General features: G+C 45.2%; 14 protein-coding genes. 8 read left to right on the top strand and 6 right to left on the bottom strand.

The window, feature by feature from the left end; translation table 11 throughout:
* Positions 1-98: 98 nt before the first annotated feature.
* Positions 99-581, bottom strand: a complete 483-nt coding sequence (locus tag ACJB0T_RS19625; RefSeq protein WP_479290625.1) for a hypothetical protein — start codon at positions 579-581, stop codon at positions 99-101.
* A complete protein-coding gene (locus ACJB0T_RS19620) occupies positions 563-1,285 on the bottom strand; it encodes a winged helix-turn-helix domain-containing protein (protein ID WP_479290624.1) in 723 nt (240 codons plus the stop codon). Before ACJB0T_RS19620 ends, ACJB0T_RS19625 begins: the two co-directional genes overlap by 19 nt.
* 490 nt (positions 1,286-1,775) lie before the next feature.
* Between ACJB0T_RS19620 and ACJB0T_RS19615 the strand changes: the two genes are divergently transcribed.
* The 8 genes from ACJB0T_RS19615 (at position 1,776) to ACJB0T_RS19580 (ending at position 11,016) form a co-directional block, all read left to right on the top strand.
* Positions 1,776-2,621, top strand: coding sequence for a hypothetical protein (locus ACJB0T_RS19615; RefSeq protein ID WP_479290623.1), 846 nt, complete (start codon positions 1,776-1,778; stop codon positions 2,619-2,621).
* 272 nt (positions 2,622-2,893) lie between these two features.
* Positions 2,894-3,175 (top strand): IS66 family insertion sequence element accessory protein TnpA, encoded by a 282-nt coding sequence (gene tnpA, locus ACJB0T_RS19610; protein ID WP_479290622.1) that lies wholly within the window; start codon positions 2,894-2,896, stop codon positions 3,173-3,175.
* Positions 3,175-3,510 (top strand): IS66 family insertion sequence element accessory protein TnpB, encoded by a 336-nt coding sequence (gene tnpB / locus ACJB0T_RS19605; RefSeq protein ID WP_479290621.1) that lies wholly within the window; start codon positions 3,175-3,177, stop codon positions 3,508-3,510. Before tnpA ends, tnpB begins: the two co-directional genes overlap by 1 nt.
* 65 nt (positions 3,511-3,575) lie before the next feature.
* Positions 3,576-5,093 carry an IS66 family transposase gene (gene tnpC / locus ACJB0T_RS19600; RefSeq protein ID WP_479290620.1) on the top strand — a complete coding sequence of 506 codons (1,518 nt, stop codon included), beginning with the start codon at positions 3,576-3,578 and terminating at the stop codon, positions 5,091-5,093.
* Positions 5,094-5,482: 389 nt separating this feature from the next.
* Positions 5,483-6,760 carry an MksB family condensin complex protein gene (locus tag ACJB0T_RS19595; protein ID WP_479290619.1) on the top strand — a complete coding sequence of 426 codons (1,278 nt, stop codon included), beginning with the start codon at positions 5,483-5,485 and terminating at the stop codon, positions 6,758-6,760.
* Positions 6,750-7,319: a condensin complex protein MksE gene (locus ACJB0T_RS19590; protein WP_479290618.1), complete on the top strand. Its 570-nt coding sequence runs from the start codon at positions 6,750-6,752 to the stop codon at positions 7,317-7,319. The genes ACJB0T_RS19595 and ACJB0T_RS19590 overlap by 11 nt, the downstream gene beginning before the upstream one ends.
* The gene (locus ACJB0T_RS19585) at positions 7,313-10,102 is read left to right on the top strand and encodes an Mks condensin complex protein MksF (protein ID WP_479290617.1); all 2,790 of its coding nucleotides are present in this window, start codon (positions 7,313-7,315) and stop codon (positions 10,100-10,102) included. The genes ACJB0T_RS19590 and ACJB0T_RS19585 overlap by 7 nt, the downstream gene beginning before the upstream one ends.
* The gene (locus ACJB0T_RS19580; protein ID WP_479290616.1) at positions 10,099-11,016 is read left to right on the top strand and encodes a DUF7281 domain-containing protein; all 918 of its coding nucleotides are present in this window, start codon (positions 10,099-10,101) and stop codon (positions 11,014-11,016) included. The genes ACJB0T_RS19585 and ACJB0T_RS19580 overlap by 4 nt, the downstream gene beginning before the upstream one ends.
* 74 nt (positions 11,017-11,090) lie before the next feature.
* On the opposite strand, the gene ACJB0T_RS19575 is transcribed toward ACJB0T_RS19580, so the two are convergent.
* The 4 genes from ACJB0T_RS19575 to rplI all read right to left on the bottom strand — a co-directional run.
* Positions 11,091-13,997: a DEAD/DEAH box helicase family protein gene (locus tag ACJB0T_RS19575; protein ID WP_479290615.1), complete on the bottom strand. Its 2,907-nt coding sequence runs from the start codon at positions 13,995-13,997 to the stop codon at positions 11,091-11,093.
* A gap of 21 nt (positions 13,998-14,018) precedes the next feature.
* On the bottom strand, positions 14,019-14,600 hold the full coding sequence (locus ACJB0T_RS19570; protein ID WP_479292279.1) for a class I SAM-dependent DNA methyltransferase: 582 nt from the start codon (positions 14,598-14,600) through the stop codon (positions 14,019-14,021).
* 231 nt (positions 14,601-14,831) lie between these two features.
* Positions 14,832-16,511: a pseudouridine synthase gene (locus ACJB0T_RS19565; RefSeq protein WP_479290614.1), complete on the bottom strand. Its 1,680-nt coding sequence runs from the start codon at positions 16,509-16,511 to the stop codon at positions 14,832-14,834.
* 175 nt (positions 16,512-16,686) lie between these two features.
* The coding region (gene rplI / locus ACJB0T_RS19560; protein WP_495292925.1) for a 50S ribosomal protein L9 at positions 16,687-17,099 on the bottom strand (413 nt) is incomplete at its 5' end.

Below are 17,099 nucleotides of genomic sequence, written 5' to 3'. Positions count from 1 at the left end.
AAACCGCGTTTGAGAGCTTTTGCTCCAACCAAAAAAAGTATCTTTCAGGGAAAAAAAATTGTATTTCTAAAATGACAGATAAAAAAACATAAAACTCATCACATGTCGTCTTCTTTAGTCAAAATAAACGAAGCATTATTGTTGTTAGATAGCTGAATATTAAGGAAAATTTGCCCGCCATCTACCCTCCAGGCATCAACTCTAAATAGGGTACCGTAAGAAGGTACGTGAATGCCCGTATCTTTAATAAATTCTTCCAGTCCATTGACGCTTCGTTCGGTAACTTCAAGATGGTTACGTTCATGATTTAACTTCTTATAAGCTAAGTTGACATCGTAGGTGTAGTTATACTCACCGTAATGATTCTCTACGGACAGTCGGGCACTTTTTCTTTCAATAATAAGCGTAGCGAAGCTGTTAACTTGTTTGTCTGAAAAGGCAATTTGCCCTTGTCCATACCAAACTCCCTGGTATAAACGAAGGGGGTCATTAAGGTATTGATAAGTGTGGTACCCGATAAAATACGATACAGAAAGAATCAAAAGGACAACGGTGCTTTGCTTTAGTCGGCGAGTTGACATTGAATGGTTCCTTCTGTCTTTTTACATACTCGGTATTCATTATTGGTTTTCAACACATAATGTGGCGTTGAAAGTTGCTCTAAGTTAAGGCGCTCCAGTTCTCCTTCTTCGGGCACAAACAAAATCCAGTGTCCTTTGTATAAGAAGCTGGTACGCTCGGGAGGATTCATAAAGACACCTGATGCCGAAATGGCAAATGCAATGACGCCACAAGCCAAAACCAGCACCCATTGGTTGATGCTAAACAGTGAAAGAAGAGTCACCGAGCTTTCTTTCTTAGTGTTGAGGTCGGTCGACTGGTCTTGCGTTTTACTATCAGACGTTAAAGCGTTTTCGTTAGCTTCTGATAGCGGAGTTTGGCCAGATAACTCTTCTTCGACCACCAGCGGCTTTGTGGCCAGTACGTAACCTTGTTTTGGGATGGTGCGAATCAGAGTGCGCTGCTCGTCATTTAAAGAAAAGCGCAGTGCTTTAATTGTTTGGTTAATCGTTGCGTTAGTTGCGTAAGAATCTTTCCATAATTGCTCTTCGATTTCCTTTCTGGATAAAACTTCGGGAAAACTCTCTATCAGAGCGTGAAACAAATTGGCTTCTCTTGCTCGTAACCGGCTGATTTCACCTTGTTTTTCGATAGCGCCTGAGGTGGGTGAATAGAGGATATCACCTACTTGATACACAGGTGGCTCAAGAGAGAGTAGTGACATATAAGATCTCTTCATTTCCTAGTATTTAGTAATAGTAGCAAACAATAACATTGAGTTCGTCTATCGAAACATAGCGTTATAATGATTATTGCCAATTATTACGGATGGTGTCGGAGTCTAAGATTGGCTGAAAAGACTATGGCCAGTTGCCTTAGATACATGCGCTTATGCTAATGGAAGCGTTATTGATATTGTTTTGATCTATAGTCAATATTATTCCCAGAAACAGTCCGCAAGCCCCCAAAATGCCGTTGATAGCACAGTGAATTTAGAACTTTATATAATTTAAATCATTTGTATAAGGTAGGCTAGTGCGATGTTTTTTTTCGGCATTTCAAAAGCTGTTGAGGGGGCTACTTTTTACTATTTATTTTCACTTATTGTTTTTTAATTTAGTTATCGCTCAATAACACGATTTTTTACAGTGTATGCGTTCGCTGGCTAGCTTTGTAGTCGGCATATCCAATAACAAATTTAATAGGTTTGTACCATGGCAGCACTTAAAAAATTATCACTAGCTTGCGCGTTAGCCCTTGCATCATCAGTAACTTATGCAGATGAACACGTTGAACCAACCGATGCTCCTGATCCAGGTGACCACACTAAAGTTTCAACAGTAGTTAGTGCGACGTATGGAAAACAAAGCTTGGGTGAAAATGACAATGATTTTATGCAACTGGTTGGTCAGGCGTCAGGCAGTAAGGCTAATGGTAACTTGTTTTTAGGGCAACTTACTCTAGAAGCGCAAGAGGACAAAGACCATCTGAGCGCTATCAATCCTTCAGCTAGCGAAGACTTAAAAATGTCTAAGCTTCGCGCACGATACTTCGAAGTGTCTCGTACCGATTGGGAGATGGCACCAATGATGGGTATCTCTCTTGACTACATTGAAACGAGCTTTGCAGAAGACCCTATCTCTGATCGCTTGTTCGCGGTTGGTGGTTTGGTGCGCATGACCACACCTTTTAAAAACTGGTTGTCTTTCCCAATTTTAGCAGTTGCTGTAGGTCAAAATAACAGTGATTACATAGATGCAGGCATTGTTGATGACTATGCGTACGGCGTACAGTTTAACTTCCTAAACTCGATTTACCTGAGCGAAAACGGCACTCACATCCAATTCAACCCACAATTTAGCTCTATTGAGATGGGCGGAATGCTAGGCACAGTGAATACCCTTCAGCTAGATACTGCTTTCCAGATGCCACTTTCTAAGAATCGTAAGCACTGGGGTAAACTGACTTACACAGAATACTTCGATAACACGGGTGACAGTGGATTTGCTCATAACAAGAACAACACTGAATTGAAATTTACTTATAGCTACTATCTATAAACTTAACTTAGTGTATCTAAGCCGCCACCGAGTAGCCCTTGGTGGCGGCTTTTTGTCATGTTTATATGACCTAGTGAGAAAGCTGCCGCACTAATCCAGTTCAATCCACGTAGATTTGATTTCGGTGTACTTATCTAAAGCATGTAACGACTTGTCTCGGCCATTTCCGCTTTATTGGTATCCACCAAATGTAACCGGTCATTTTAGGGCGTATTTAACCTAGCAAAATTACTCTTTATTCTGGTACTCATTCTAATCAAGGAGCATCAGATATGACCTCACGACGCACGCCTGATGACTGGCAAGCTATCATCGACCAATTTCAAACGAGCGGACTAAAAGCGAGTGAGTTTTGCAGACAAAACAACATCACCGCTTCTAATTTCTACGTATGGCGCAAAAAATTGCCGGGACAAACCACTACGGAGCAAACAGCGACTAACTTGCCTGACTCTGACCACTGGCAGTTAATCTCACCCTCTCAAGAACCCCAGCCATGGGACCTTGAACTCTCGTTGCCAGGAGGAGTGACATTGCGCATGCGGCACAACTAATGCTCATTCAAAATCCAGATTTCAAGATTTGGCTATACACTGAGCCAGTCGACATGAGAAAGCAGTTTGACGGGCTGTCTGCACTGGTTCAATCTAAGTTCGGAGTACGAGCCAATAACGGAGAGCTGTTTGTTTTCATTAACCGCAAGCGCACCATGATGAAAATCCTTTATTACAGCAAAGGTGGATTCTGTTTATGGAGCAAGCGATTGGAGCGAGGGCTCTATCAACAACTGGGCTCCCCAACACAAAAACACCCTCTGACTTGGACGCAACTTCAATGCTTAATTGATGGCATTGATTGGCAAAAATCCCCCCATAAAAAACGACTTTAAGTTGTTTTCATGGTATAATTTCAATCATGAAAACCAGTGATATCAGCCAGTTCAAAGCCTAAGAGATGGAAGAGCTCCTAGCTAAGCAAGCGGAGGAACTGGCTGCACTTAAAAATCAACTCTCTTGGTTCCAGCGCCAGCTTTTTGGGCGAAAATCTGAAAAACAACTCCAGATAGACCCTCAACAAGCGTCCTTGTTTGAGAAGAAACCAGAGCCGTCACTCGACCAAGAGGATGGCATCACTATCCCATCATACAAACGTCGCAATAAGACTCAACGCTCAGGGGATGAGGTGAACGACACCGGTCTACGCTTTGACGAATCTGTACCACGCAAAGTTATCGAACTCTCCGCTCCAGAACTAGAAGGGGAAGAAGCCGATAACTACGAGGTGATTGATTACAAAGAAACGACTCGCCTTGCCCAGCGCCCTGGTAGTTATGTGGTACTTGTCTATCGACGTCCTGTGGTGCGTCATAAGCAAGAGCACACCTTATCGAATATCCCAGCCCCGGCGAATGTTCTCGAGGGTTGCTATGCGGATGTGTCTTTACTGGCTGGCTTAATGGTGGATAAAGCGGTCTACCACCTGCCACTTTACAGACAACATCAACGCTTATTGGACAGTGGCATTAAGCTCAGCCGCGCCACCCTCATTAACTACATACAGAAAGCCATTGGACTTCTTGAGCCGATTTATCAGGCACAACGTGACCATATCTTGCAAAGTAAAGTGTTGGCGATGGATGAAGTACCCATGAAAGCCGGTCGCAAATCAAAGGGGAAAATGCAGCAAACTTACTTCTGGCCAATCTATGGTGAAGAAAATGAAGTCGCGTTCACTTGGTCAAAAAGCCGAGGAACACAGTTCGCTGTTGACCAACTAAAAGGGTTTTCGGGCACGTTATTGAGTGATGGTTACACTGCGTATACCAAAGCGGTGAAACAGCTCAATGAACACGATGAGAAAGTCACGCACGCCACCTGCTGGGCACATACTCGCCGTTACTTCGAGCAAGCTTTAGATATCGAACCTCAATTGGCTCAACACGCCCTCGACTTAATAGCTCAGCTGTACCAGCATGAAAAGCATATCCGAAATACTCAGTTACCGGCGGATAAAGCGTTGGAGTATCGACAAAAAAACAGCGAGCCGATAGTCACTCAATTTTTTGAGTGGGTTTACGAGCATAGACAAAATCCGGAATACTTGTCCTCGAATAAACTTCTTAAAGCATTGAACTATGCCGGTGAACGCTGCAATGAACTCAAAGTGTTCCTCACGAACCCACATCTTCAAATTGACACGAACCATCTTGAACGAGCTTTGCGCGTTATTTCAATGGGAAGAAAGAACTTCTTGTTCTGTTGGACGGAGTTGGGTGCTGAGCAGTTAGGTGTGCTCCAAAGCTTAATGGTGACTTGTCGACTTCATAATATCAATCCTTACCATTACCTTGTTGATGTTTTACAGCGAGTGGCGGTCCATCCAGCCGCTGACGTTGCAGAGCTGACGCCACTTCAGTGGAAAAAGAAGTTCGCAGAGAATTTTTTAACATCAGATGTCGCAGAAATGGGGTGATCCGGCCTTAGAATGATCGCTTACGCAATAAACCTCAAACAGCGTCGCATGTACTGTACGGTTTCGTTTTAAAATTATCGAATACGTGATTAGGTATTAATGCTCTTGCTGCCTTGTTGGGTTAGGTACTGCTAACAGAAATCGACATTAACAACATAAAGTTCTTGTTGCATAATATTCAGTGTCGAATGATTACCTCTTATAAAGCTGCTAGGGGCGATTACGCTCTCTATGCCGCTATCAGTCGTGAAATATTGGGGAACATAATAGGTAGCGCGTACACAGTGTTTACCTCTTGTGGACGACGCCATACCATTGCGGAAATATATAAGGTTCAACGTATAGTAAGGTACATTGGATCTTTAACTCTACAGATAAGGTAAGCACAGATGGCAGCACCTAAAAGTCTCGCCTTTCAGCTACACCAACATTGGGAAGTGGTTGAGCAGTTAACTCGGCTTTCGAGAGAGTTTCCTGCGTTTGAGCTCAGGCTGCTTGAGCAAGTGATCAATCAATATAAAAACAAGAACACCGAGAGCAACTCCGTTCTCACCAGCCTTGTCAATGCCGATATACTTCAGCCTATCAACCGCAGTAGCGATTATCAGTTAAACACCTTAGTGGTGGACTTTGTCAGAGGTTTAACTCAAGAGCATGAGTTAGGTTTATCTGCAGTACTGAAAGCGCGAGTGGATGCAATTAAAGATGCCACCAGCCAAGTGTTAGAGGGGTTGGATACGTCGGATAACGATCTGCTTCGTACTGGTGCTAACAGGCTGTCAGAGTTAGTAAGAAAGATTATTCAGCAGCTTACACAAGACAAGCAAGCCATTTTTGAAATCGCAGAAGTAGCAAAGTCAGCGGATACCAGTGTGCCGATAGAACGTCGTTACCGAGAGGTGCTACAAGTCTACGATCAGTACGTGGAGCCTATGAACGAAATGATGGATAGCGGTCTGGGCGGCAGTTTCTACCCCTTATTAGAAAAGGCCGAAGAAGCACTCGATACAGCTGTTGATATACTCTCTATGCGCGGCTCTTTATATCAACAAAGGCTGGCAATGCGCCAGATAGCTTATCAAGTTAAAGACCTGCGATACCAAGGTCGAGTGATAGCCCTACAATGTGCTGACACCTTGTTGCCATTGAGAGAAGAAGCTAGGCAGCATAATCAGTTGTCTGCGGTGATCAGCAAACAGCTTAGCCAAGTTCGTAAAAAAGGATTAGCGCGTGGGCTCAGTGCTAACGGTTTACCGATGTGGAAAAGCAGCCGCGTTACCAAGATCCAACTGGGTAATGAGGTTCGTGAATTAATGGCAGAATTCAAGGACTTTGAGCCAAGCTCTATCCCTTTTCCAGATGAAGAGAAAGCGCCGACAAATCCAACAATAATCTGGGTTGACGAAGAGGTTTTACGACAACGACTTGCCGATGCACTTCCAATTACAAACCTAATGATGTGGCTCAGAGAAAACTATCTGGATTTACCCGATGCCGAGCTATTGAGGCTTTATCACGAGCTTGTTCGCGATCCTCAATGGCAGAGCACGCTAGGGGACAGCGAAAAAACCACAGAGCTGACGACAATAGCGGTCACTTACTACCCTCACGAACTAAAGACGTTGACTCGCTCAACAAATGCAAAGGATGTTGATAATGCAAACTAGCAAAATCGATTTGAATGAGCTGGCTCACTTAACCGATCTATTTAATCTATTTAATTCTGGTCGTCACCTAAATCGCTCGACGGATGCTTCCCTATGGCATGAACTCGAACAACAATCAGAGCAGTATCAACATTTATTTTCTAGCTTAGGTTTTGAGTTACGGATTGATGGGCGTGGCTTTGCATGGTTTCATGATGATGAAGCTAACGCGAACATCAATAAACAATCACGGCAGCTCGCCCTGCTGCTGATGGTGATCTTTGATCACCAAGCTGATAATGGTCGCTCCCTTGGTCAGTTTTACCAATGGAAGATTGATCATGCTCTACTAGAAGAGGTTTACGAAAAGCACCAAGGGCTGTTAGATGCAGAAGAGCTCGACCAAGATGCGCTCGTTAAGATACTCGACAACGCTGTGCGAAAAGGCTTTGCAACTCAAGATAACAATCAATGGCGCTTGCTGCCTTCGGTATATCGTTACCTCGACCACTTTGAATTCATCACTGAACAAGCATCGGAAAGTGATGTCGCTGCTAAAGAGGAAGAACAATCATGCTAACTTTCGGTTTTCAACGTTTAGCATTAATTGGCAGTGCAGGCTACCAGCGAGCGGAACTTCCCCTCGATGATTCTGTGTCGTTAATTGCCCCAAATAACCATGGCAAAACAAGTTTGATCAACGCGCTCCAGTTTCTGCTCATCATCGACCAAAGACGGATGGATTTTGGGTCACATACGTTAGAGAAAGCTCGCCGCTTCTACTTTCCAAACAACAGCGCTTATATCTTATTGGAAGTCATCCTACCGCAAACAGGCACTGTGGTGTTTGGTTGTGTTGGTAAAGGGGTAGGTTATGACTACGAGTATTTCGCATACAAAGGTGAATTGAACCTCGATGACTTCCGCCTTGAAGACGGGAACATCGTGTCCCAACCAAAGCTCGTCAATCACTTAGCGACTAAGAAACATCGAGTCTACAAATTCAATGATAAAGAGTTTCGTCATTCAATCTATGGCGGTGCAAAAAGCAAAAAAAGCAGCGACATCGACTTTACCGTTTTCAAGCTGGAACATGTCAGCGATGCTCGCTCATTCCAGCAGGTACTCACCAAAACACTTAGGCTCGACAAACTTAATTCCAGCGATGTGAAAGACTATTTGTTAAAAATATTCAGTCGAGAGTTACCCAATGCCAGTATTGATTTTAAGCAGGAATGGGAAAAAGCGTTTCAAGACATCAACCTAGAGCGTGAACAGTATCTTGCTGCGGTGAATAACCTAGAGACGATAGGTGGTTTAGAGAAAAAGTTTGAGCGCACTTTGGCACTGCGAGGAAAAATCGCGGCATACCAACCTAAAGTGAATGCGTTGCTACAAGACTGGCATGGCCATGTTCAAACAACGACGGAAAGCCTATCAGTACAAAAGAACAAGCTTGAGCAATCGCAACGAGAGCTAAGAAGCCAAGACATTACTCGCGCTGGTGAAAGCAAAGACTTAACCAATAAGTTGGCGGATCTAAACCGTATCGACAAGCAGCAACAAGATCTGGAACAGCGCTTTAGCTTAATTCCAGATCAATCGTTTTTAGAGAGTCAACTAAAATCTGCCGAGCAAAGCTATGATGATCAGGCAGCATTGTGTGTTCAATCGCAGCGAACTTCTTCATCCGCTTTGAGTAAGCAGCTCAAAGAAAGAGAACAACAGCTACAAAGACTCAAGGCTCAACACCAAACACTTGGCGATAATTTGTATCTTCACCTTTCTAAAGTGCTTAACGCACTAGAATTGGAAAAGCTGAACAAAGTCCTTAGTCAACAAGTGATGCAACTGTCACCTGACCAGTACACATTTGATATAAACCAGCTTAGAAGTGTGCTCAATGCTGGTGACAAGCCGCTTTCGCTTGCTGGTCTAACGCTGTCGCTCGGTGAGTTAATCCCCCAACATGTACAGAAAACAGAGCAGGAACTGTTGGAGGAAATTGATAGTGCCAAAGGGCAAATCCATGAGCTCAACGCACTGGTGGAAGCTAGCCGAGAGATTGAGGCTGCTGAAAGGAGAAAGAGAGAACTAAAGGGTGTAGTCAAACAGTGTGAACAGGACTTAAAAGACTACCAACTACTGCAACAGCTCAAAAAGGATCTGCCACAGCGAGTACAGCAAAGACAAGCATTTGAAACTCAGCTAATAGAGATAACTACCGCGCTGGAGAATGCAGAAAAAACGCACAATGAATTGGTGCAGAAAATTGGAGAAATTACGGATAAGTTGAGTCAGCTGTCTTCGGATGATGACAGTGTTGAGAGGTTAAAAAAGCAGAGAATTGATGATCAAACTCTGTTTAGCAGCCTGTCGCAGCAACCCCACACACCGTGGATAATGGCAGGTGAGTGGTCTTTAGATTCTTTACCAGTGCATCTTGAGCAGTTCATAGATGACTGTAAAGAACTCGATAAGCTGTCCAGAGAAATGTACCAACTAAAAAGTGCTCTGAATCAAAAAGGTCTTACCAAATTTCAAATGGCGCAAACTCAGGATGAAGAGTTAAAAGGCATCATTCAATTTAGTCATTGTTTAGATGATGAAAAGAGAGCGCTGGAAAGGCGTGCTCGCTCGGCGGTGGTCAATGTTACTGCGAGCCTTAGAGAGCTGCGAAGTGGCCTCTATGCACTGCAAAGCAAGATGAAGGAGTTCAATCGCTTAATCAGCCGTAGACAGTTATCAGATCTCAAGACGTTCAAAATCGAGCCAATGGAAGAGAGCCAGCTTGTTGATGCGATGAATGTGCTAATACAGCAAGCAGAGCAAACTGAGAGTGGACAGAGTTTTGAGTTATTTGATCAAGGTAGCATCCTTGACGACGTTGAGTTAGATCGAGCCAAGAGCCTGCTGATAGAAGAAGGTAATGCACGCCAAGGCCTAAGAGTGGCAGACTTATTCAGACTGGAGTTTGTTGTCGCTAAGCAAGGACAGCAACAAGAGTCATTCGAAGACATTGATAGTGCAGCTTCTAACGGCACGGTACTGATGGCAAAGCTAGTGACTGGCCTTGCCATGCTGCATCTAATGCAAGACAAACGACACCAAATGAAAGCGGTATGTTATTTGGACGAGGCATTGGCACTGGATACTAAAAACCAAGCTAACTTGATTGAGATTGCCGAGCAATTTGGTTTTGCGTTGATTTTTGCCTCTCCAGCACCGTTAACGACTGCTCGTTATTGCGTGCCAATCCATCAAGCGCACGGTAAAAACCATATTAGTCGTAATAGTTGGCAAATTTTTGAACGCAAGGAGAGTGAAGAGTTATCACAGGTACAAGTGGAGAGTCTGCTATGAGCCAAGCATTGGCTAAAGCATTGGCTAAAGCATTAACGCGGCTCGTCGAGGCTTATCCTGACTCTGTCGCCGCAAGTACATTGTCGTTATCCCAAAAAAGGCAGCTTGAAGAATTCAGTCGCACCTCTCAGGGGGTACAAGTTATCCCTCAAGGGCGCGGTGTTGTTTTTAGCATCTTAGACATGGATGTTGTTAACGTGACTTTGGAGCAGTTGGCACCGAATGAAAATGTGTCTTCGAATATCCCACAAAGAGCTATAAACATTGCCGGTACTCGCAGCAGCAAACTAGGAATCGTAGGTCACGATGTCACCTACGTTCTGGCTAAAACCGTTGCAAACCCGATTTGGGAGTCGTCTGGAGTGCAAACAGGTCACTTGCAGGAAGCCACTGAACAGTTTGGTGTTTTTGCGCTCGAAGTGGGTGGTGAAAGAAACAAGGATCTTCATACTCAACACTCTATTTGGTTGGTGGAAAACCAAGCACTCTTTGACAGGCTTGATTGGTTACCGAGCAGTGAACCCACGACCGTCATTTGGTTCCGAGGACAACTTCACAACAAGCTGATTGATTGGCTTTCGATACTTGATAGAGCGCCGAAGGTCTATTTTTTTGCTGACTATGATGGAGTTGGCCTGAATAACTACCGCCGCCTGCAAGAGAAGCTACCAGAAAGATCCGAGTTTTGGTTGATGCCGAATTGGAAAGAGTTATTGGTACGTTATGGACTAAACCAGCTTTGGGTTGATACAGCTCGCGAGTTTGACTCTTTCGAGCGTAACAGCCCAAGTCTATTAGAGCAGTCTCCAAGGCTTCTTGATCTAGTGAAAGAAATGAAAAAACAAGGTTTAGCTTTGGAGCAAGAAGCTATTTGGTTGAGTGATTTTGTGCACCCAGATAACTCTGAAGCTTAGGTCTGTTAAATCAGGCGTGTTCACCTGTTCAAGGCGACACGCCATACGGTCTTATGCCGAAGAACACAGTTTCATCACTCAACAATCACCTGCTTCAACCTAGCAAGCGTCCGCATAGACTCATTCGCCAACATCAACTCATAATCAGGATTATTTGCCTTTAACCAATACTGGCCTTGCTTATCCTTCTGCACTACTCGCAGCAAATACTGGTTGTCACCTGACTCATCTTGAATTTCTACGGCCATTGTCTTACCAGTAATCGAGCCGGCTGACGTTGAAGTCACAAATTCAAATAATAGTAGATCACCATCTATAATCGGCGTTTTACCCCCATTCATTGAGTTGCCCGATGCCCGTGCTAAAAAGTACTTTTCCGGATTGAGGTTGGGAAGATCGATAGCCATCGACTCCACTTCATCATGAGTACCGGTTTTAAAGTGGCCGCAGGCAATTTTTAGGTTCGGGAAATAGGGGAGGAGAGTACCCTCATTGGCCGCTGGAAGCGGAGCTTCGGTTTGAACCGTCACCTGCTCGTCATTTAGGCGAGCTCGTTCAGCGTATTTTGCTAAATGAAAATCGATGAGCTCCTTGATGAAGTCATGAAATGCGTCTTGAAGTGATGGTTCCACGGCGAAGTTAGCCGTTAGCTTACCGTCAACTTCTGTAAACCAGCTGTCGGCCTTTTTACTATTCCCGCCAACAAACGCGTTGATAGGGTTATCACGCCAGTATTTTATCCATTTAGTAGAGTTTGGCGCTAGTTCTTGATGTGTTTTGGAAAGATCTGCCGCTTTTAAGTGTGGGTACCTTGCGAGCACGTGCCAGCTTTTTTCTGCTAGAACTTCGACGGTTGGAGGGTTGTTAAAGCCATCGAGCTCCAAATAGGCTTCGAGCAGTATCGCCTTAAAGGACTTGCTCATGCTCATTTTCTGGATGGCATCGAAAAAGAATTTGCCGTGTGGTGCGATTAATTGTTGAAGGCTTGAGTCATCCTCGATATTTGCAACGAGTTCCAGCCAACTACCATGTTGCTTGTTGACCTTTGAGAAGTCATACCCAGCTCGAAAGTACTCTACTGCTCTTGGTCGATGGCCGAGGTGGTTGGTCAGTTGGTCGAACTCTTCTTTTGCGCTCAGACGCATTTGCTTAGATATCTGTTGCCAGAAGTCGATGATTTCTGGGTCCAAGTTGACAAAGCAGCCTTCACCTAGGCTTGGTGTTTGAACATCCTTTCCTCCTTGTCCGTCAATAGACTGCGGGGAGGTAATGCCTAGCACTTCTTGCTTGTTTAGAAATGAGCGATGATTACCAATAAAGTCTAAAACGACTAGGTGAGTTTTGTTCTCATGTCTGCGTAGCCCACGCCCTAGTTGTTGAAGAAAGATAATGTTCGACTCGGTTGGACGGAGCATCAATACCGTGTCGATTGAAGGTAGATCCGTTCCCTCATTGAACAAATCGACCGAGAACAGAACTTGAACCTCACCTTTATCGAGTTGAGTCAATGCTTCATTGCGGCGGACTGAGGAGTCACTGTGTACAGAGAGCGCTTTTAGACCTTGGGATTCATAGGTTTTGTTAAACTGCTCAGCCATGAAATCGGCATGCTTTTTCGAGACACAGAATGCCAGCGTTCGCGATTGCTGCTTTTGTTGCCAGTGATTGAAAACGTGTTTTGCTCTTTGTGCGGTGGCAAACTGGGCATCGAGAGCGGCAGGATCAAACTTACCATTGCGCCAAGGGATTTCTTGGTAGTTGACCGAGTCATCCCAAATTCCGTTGTAGTGGAATGGGGTTAGGATTCCACCATCAATCCCGTGTACTAAATTGCGCTCAAAAACCAAGTTGTCGTGACACAGAGACAGAATGTTGGCTTGGTCGGTACGCTCTGGAGTCGCTGTTAACCCAAGTAGAAACTTAGGGTCAAAGTAGTTGAGAATGTTTAAGTAAGTTTTTGCGCTCGCATGATGAAATTCATCTACCACGATGTAGTCAAAATAGTCCGGTTCAAAGTTTTTGAGGTGTTGTTGTTTACCCAGGCTTTGTACCGAGGCAAACAGCATTTCCTTAGACTTGTCTTTGCTCTTGCCGTGATAGTAGCCGGCAGATTTTTCTGGCCATAGCTTGGCAAAGGTGTTTAATGCTTGAGTCAAAATCTCTTCTCGGTGCGCTACGAACAGAATTCGCGCAGCATTAAGCTGCTTGGCGTCGAAGGCTGATAGCCAAGTTTTACCCATGCCTGTGCCCATAACAACGAGTCCGCGAACGTTGCCTTGTTCTCGTGTTGCATTGAGCGCACTCAGTGCCTCTAGTTGTGCAGAGTTTGGAGAGTATTCGTCATCATCAAGTAGAGAGGAATCGCCAACGGCAGCGAGTTTTGGTGGTTGTCTGCGCTTGATATAAGCATCAATCCATCCGTCGTTAAGCAGCATCGCTGATGGATGGTGAAATAGCTTATCGAATTCATAGCGAATGCTTTGAAACTGCTTCGCTTGAGTGGAGTCTTTAGGCTGCTGATAGTCGAGCCTCAAACACCATTCATGGGCATCGGTAAGTGCTGATTTGCTGATGTTGTTTGAGCCAACAAAAGCGGTGCCTCGGAAATAGGATTGAGCCTCGTCGCTGCGAACAAAAATGTAGGACTTTAAGTGGAAGCTTCGGTTTTGAGCTTCAAATATTTTTACTTCGACGCCTTCTCCTTCTAGCTCAACCAACGAACGCAACGCGATAGGGTGGGTGATGTGAAGGTAATCTGACGTTAAGATCCTTAGCTTTAATGGACGCTCTTGGTGAAGGCCTCGCTCAATCGCCTCATGGATACACGGAAGCAGCAAGTCCAACCCTGATGGCTGGATGAAAGAGACCGCAATTTCGATCTCTGTTGCGTGGTTTATCGCATGAATGAGTTGTGGTAGAAGCGGGTCGTCGCCTCCGGTGGTCAGAAGGTTGTCTTTCAGTGTCAGTGATTGATGAGGCATATTTGATCTCCGAGCTAGGGGTCAGGCTTTAATCAGAATGGCGTTTAACCACTTTTCCGATTCTCTGCCTGGTCTCGCATCAGAGGTTTTCCACGTACTATCAATACTCAGCCCTGTCTGCGACAGCACTCCTTCTAGTTTATCCTCATTCATATCCGTGAAGTAACGACCATTGCGAACGAGCGCTGACTCACCGTACTTGAATGAACAATAAAATACACCATCGGCCTTAAGTAGTTTGCCTAGATGAACGAACACGCTTGGTAGATTCTCAGCCTCAACATGTAAAAGAGAAGCACAAGCCCATATTCCATCAAAGCTATTGGGTTCGCCTGTGAAGGTATCAAACCTGGCGAGAGTGACAGGCTGTCCTAGGTGAGTGGATGCAAGACTTACCAGTGACTCATTGGCGTCAAAAGCACAAACCTGATAGCCGAGGTCGAGAAAGTGTTTACTGTCACGGCCAGAGCCACACCCCGCATCTAGAATCTTACCTTGCACTTTTACCTGAGGTAGAAACTGCTCATACAGCTTTTGAACATCAACACCAACGGTTGAATCAAAGAAATCTTGGGCGTGTTCGGTGTAGTAGTGGTTGGTGATGTTCATGGAAAGACTCGGTGATTGTCGTTAGCACTAGTGTGCATTATCTCTGTTTCTAGGTCTACTGTTGCGGACAATGATGCTATTCTAACTGATTGTTTTTATGGGATTCATCGTTGGTAGTTATTGTTAACTCTAGTTCATGGCGATTATTTATATTGAAGGGAATAGTCATAAAAAGAATGGAGAGAACGTTTAAACAATCTCTATGCTCTCTCTCCTTCAAGTTAGTTAAAACTCACTATCAACCTGAAACACCAATCGCTCCTTACTATAAGGATGATCAAGCTCCAACCGCTCCGCATGCAGATGCAATCGGTCAGCCTTCTCCCCATACAGCGTGTCGCCAACCATCGCCATGTTCAAACCAAGGTGATGAGCACTATGAACGCGTAGCTGGTGAGTTCGGCCTGTTTTAGGGTACATGTAGACCTTGCTTCGGCCATCACGCACTTCAATCAACTCCCAGTGAGTTTCTGCTGGCTTGCCATGTTCGTAACACACCAGCTGTCTTGGGCGATCGTCTGGGTCGCCACGCATGGGTAGTGTAATGTCGCCCTCACTCTGAGTAAGCTCGCCTTCTAGCAGGGCGACATAGCGTTTTTGTACGCCACGGGTAATAAACTGTTTTTGCAGACTTTTGTTGGCGCGCTTAGTTAAGGCGAACACGAGCAACCCAGATGTCGCCATGTCTAGGCGGTGAATTACATAGGGGCCTTCAACTTCTGGGAATAGGCCTTGCAGGCGCGTGTAAGCAGAGTCTTTAATGGTTTTGCCTGGTACAGACAGCAAGCCCGACGGTTTATTGATGACCACCATAGCTTCATCCTGGAACACAATTTCCAGTTCTTTATCTTCCGCCCAGTTCTGCTCGAGTGGATTTGGCTCGACGTTTAGGCCCTGCAGCATGTGGCCTAAGATAGGTTGGCACTTGTTGTTACAAGATGGGTAGAAACCACCGTGCTTGCGGATCTCTGACTTAGGCGATACGCCCCACCAAAATTCGGCCAAAGCCAAGGGTTTCAAACCGTGTTTGTAGGCGTAGTGCAGTAACTTTGGCGCGGCGCATTCGCCAGCACCGGCTGGTGGAATCGGGGTTTTGGTTGCCGCGAAGATATCAACCAAGTCACGCGTCTCGCCAAGCTGATTTAGAAAACGATATTGCTTGTGAAGCTTGTGCTGCAAAGCGTTGGATAGCGCTTTATGGTGTTCTCTAAGCTCTGCAAGATGGGTCTCTAGTTCTGCTAGGCGCTGCTCTTTAATGGAGAGCTTATCTTCCCATTTGAGCTTTAGGTATTTGAGGGTGTTTTTTTCTGCAACGCTTTGCTTGCCTAGGTCGTTGAGCAAGGTTTTAAGCACGTCACCAGTAAGTGTTTGTTGTGCTTGTTCTCGCTGCAATTTGCGAGCGGCACGCCCTTGAATCATGATGTCGCGATGCGCTTGTTCTTCTTTTTGGTAGGCAGCTCGCTCGCTAGCGATTTGCTCTTTGAGTTCTGCAATTTCTGGCGCGTTGGCGAAGGTTTTGTAGGTTGCGAGCGCTTGGGTAATGGCGTCGGTATCTTCTCGGAAAAAGCCGTCTTCAGTGAGCATATCGAAAACCGGTGGCACAAAACCTGGCAGAAGGTTTTGGTCTGCAATTTTGCCAGAAAAGGCACTCAAAAAGCCGATTTCGCCTTGCGTGTTTTGTACCAGCAAAACGCCAAACATCTTGCCTCGACCTTGGTTTTCATCGTCTATCCCAAAATCATGACTGAAGTCTGTTTGCGTTTGTAGATACTGCTGCAGCTGGTTTGCCGCTAATACGCACAGCGGGTGCGGCGTGTAGTAGAACGGAAACGTAAATTGTTCTGGTAACTCGTAGCCTTCGATAGCAACATCAAATCGGTTAAAGCAGTGTTGGGGTGAGTGCATATTAAAGGCCGTAGGGTCATAGAAATTTGAGCCCGGATTGTACCTTGTTTGGGGGGAATTTCCATGACTAGTCAGTATCGGCGTTAGTCGTTCTTGGGGAAGGCGATGGAACCTTTACCTACAGGCAAAAAAAACACCAGCCGAAGCTGGTGTTTTTCGCGTTCTTACAACTGAATTACTCAGCAGCAACAACTTGTAGTGCGATTTGAGCGAAAACTTCAGAGTGAAGTTGAACGCTGATCTCGAACTCGCCAGTTGTACGTAGAGCGCCTTCAGGAAGACGAACTTCGCTTTTAGCAACTTCAACGCCTGCCGCAGTGATTGCGTCAGCGATGTCACGAGTACCGATAGAACCGAACAGTTTGCCTTCGTCACCCGCTTTAGAAGCGATAACAACTGCTTCTAGAGCGTTAACTTTCTCAGCACGTGCTTCAGCAGCAGTTAGTTGCTCAGCAACTTTAGCTTCTAGTTCAGCGCGACGAGCTTCGAACATTTCAACGTTGTTCTTAGTTGCCATTACAGCCTTACCTTGTGGGATAAGGAAGTTACGAGCGTAACCAGATTTAACGTTAACTGTATCGCCAAGAC

Source organism: Vibrio sp. CB1-5 (assembly GCF_059412285.1).
This window is presented reverse-complemented; position numbering and strand designations above follow the sequence as displayed.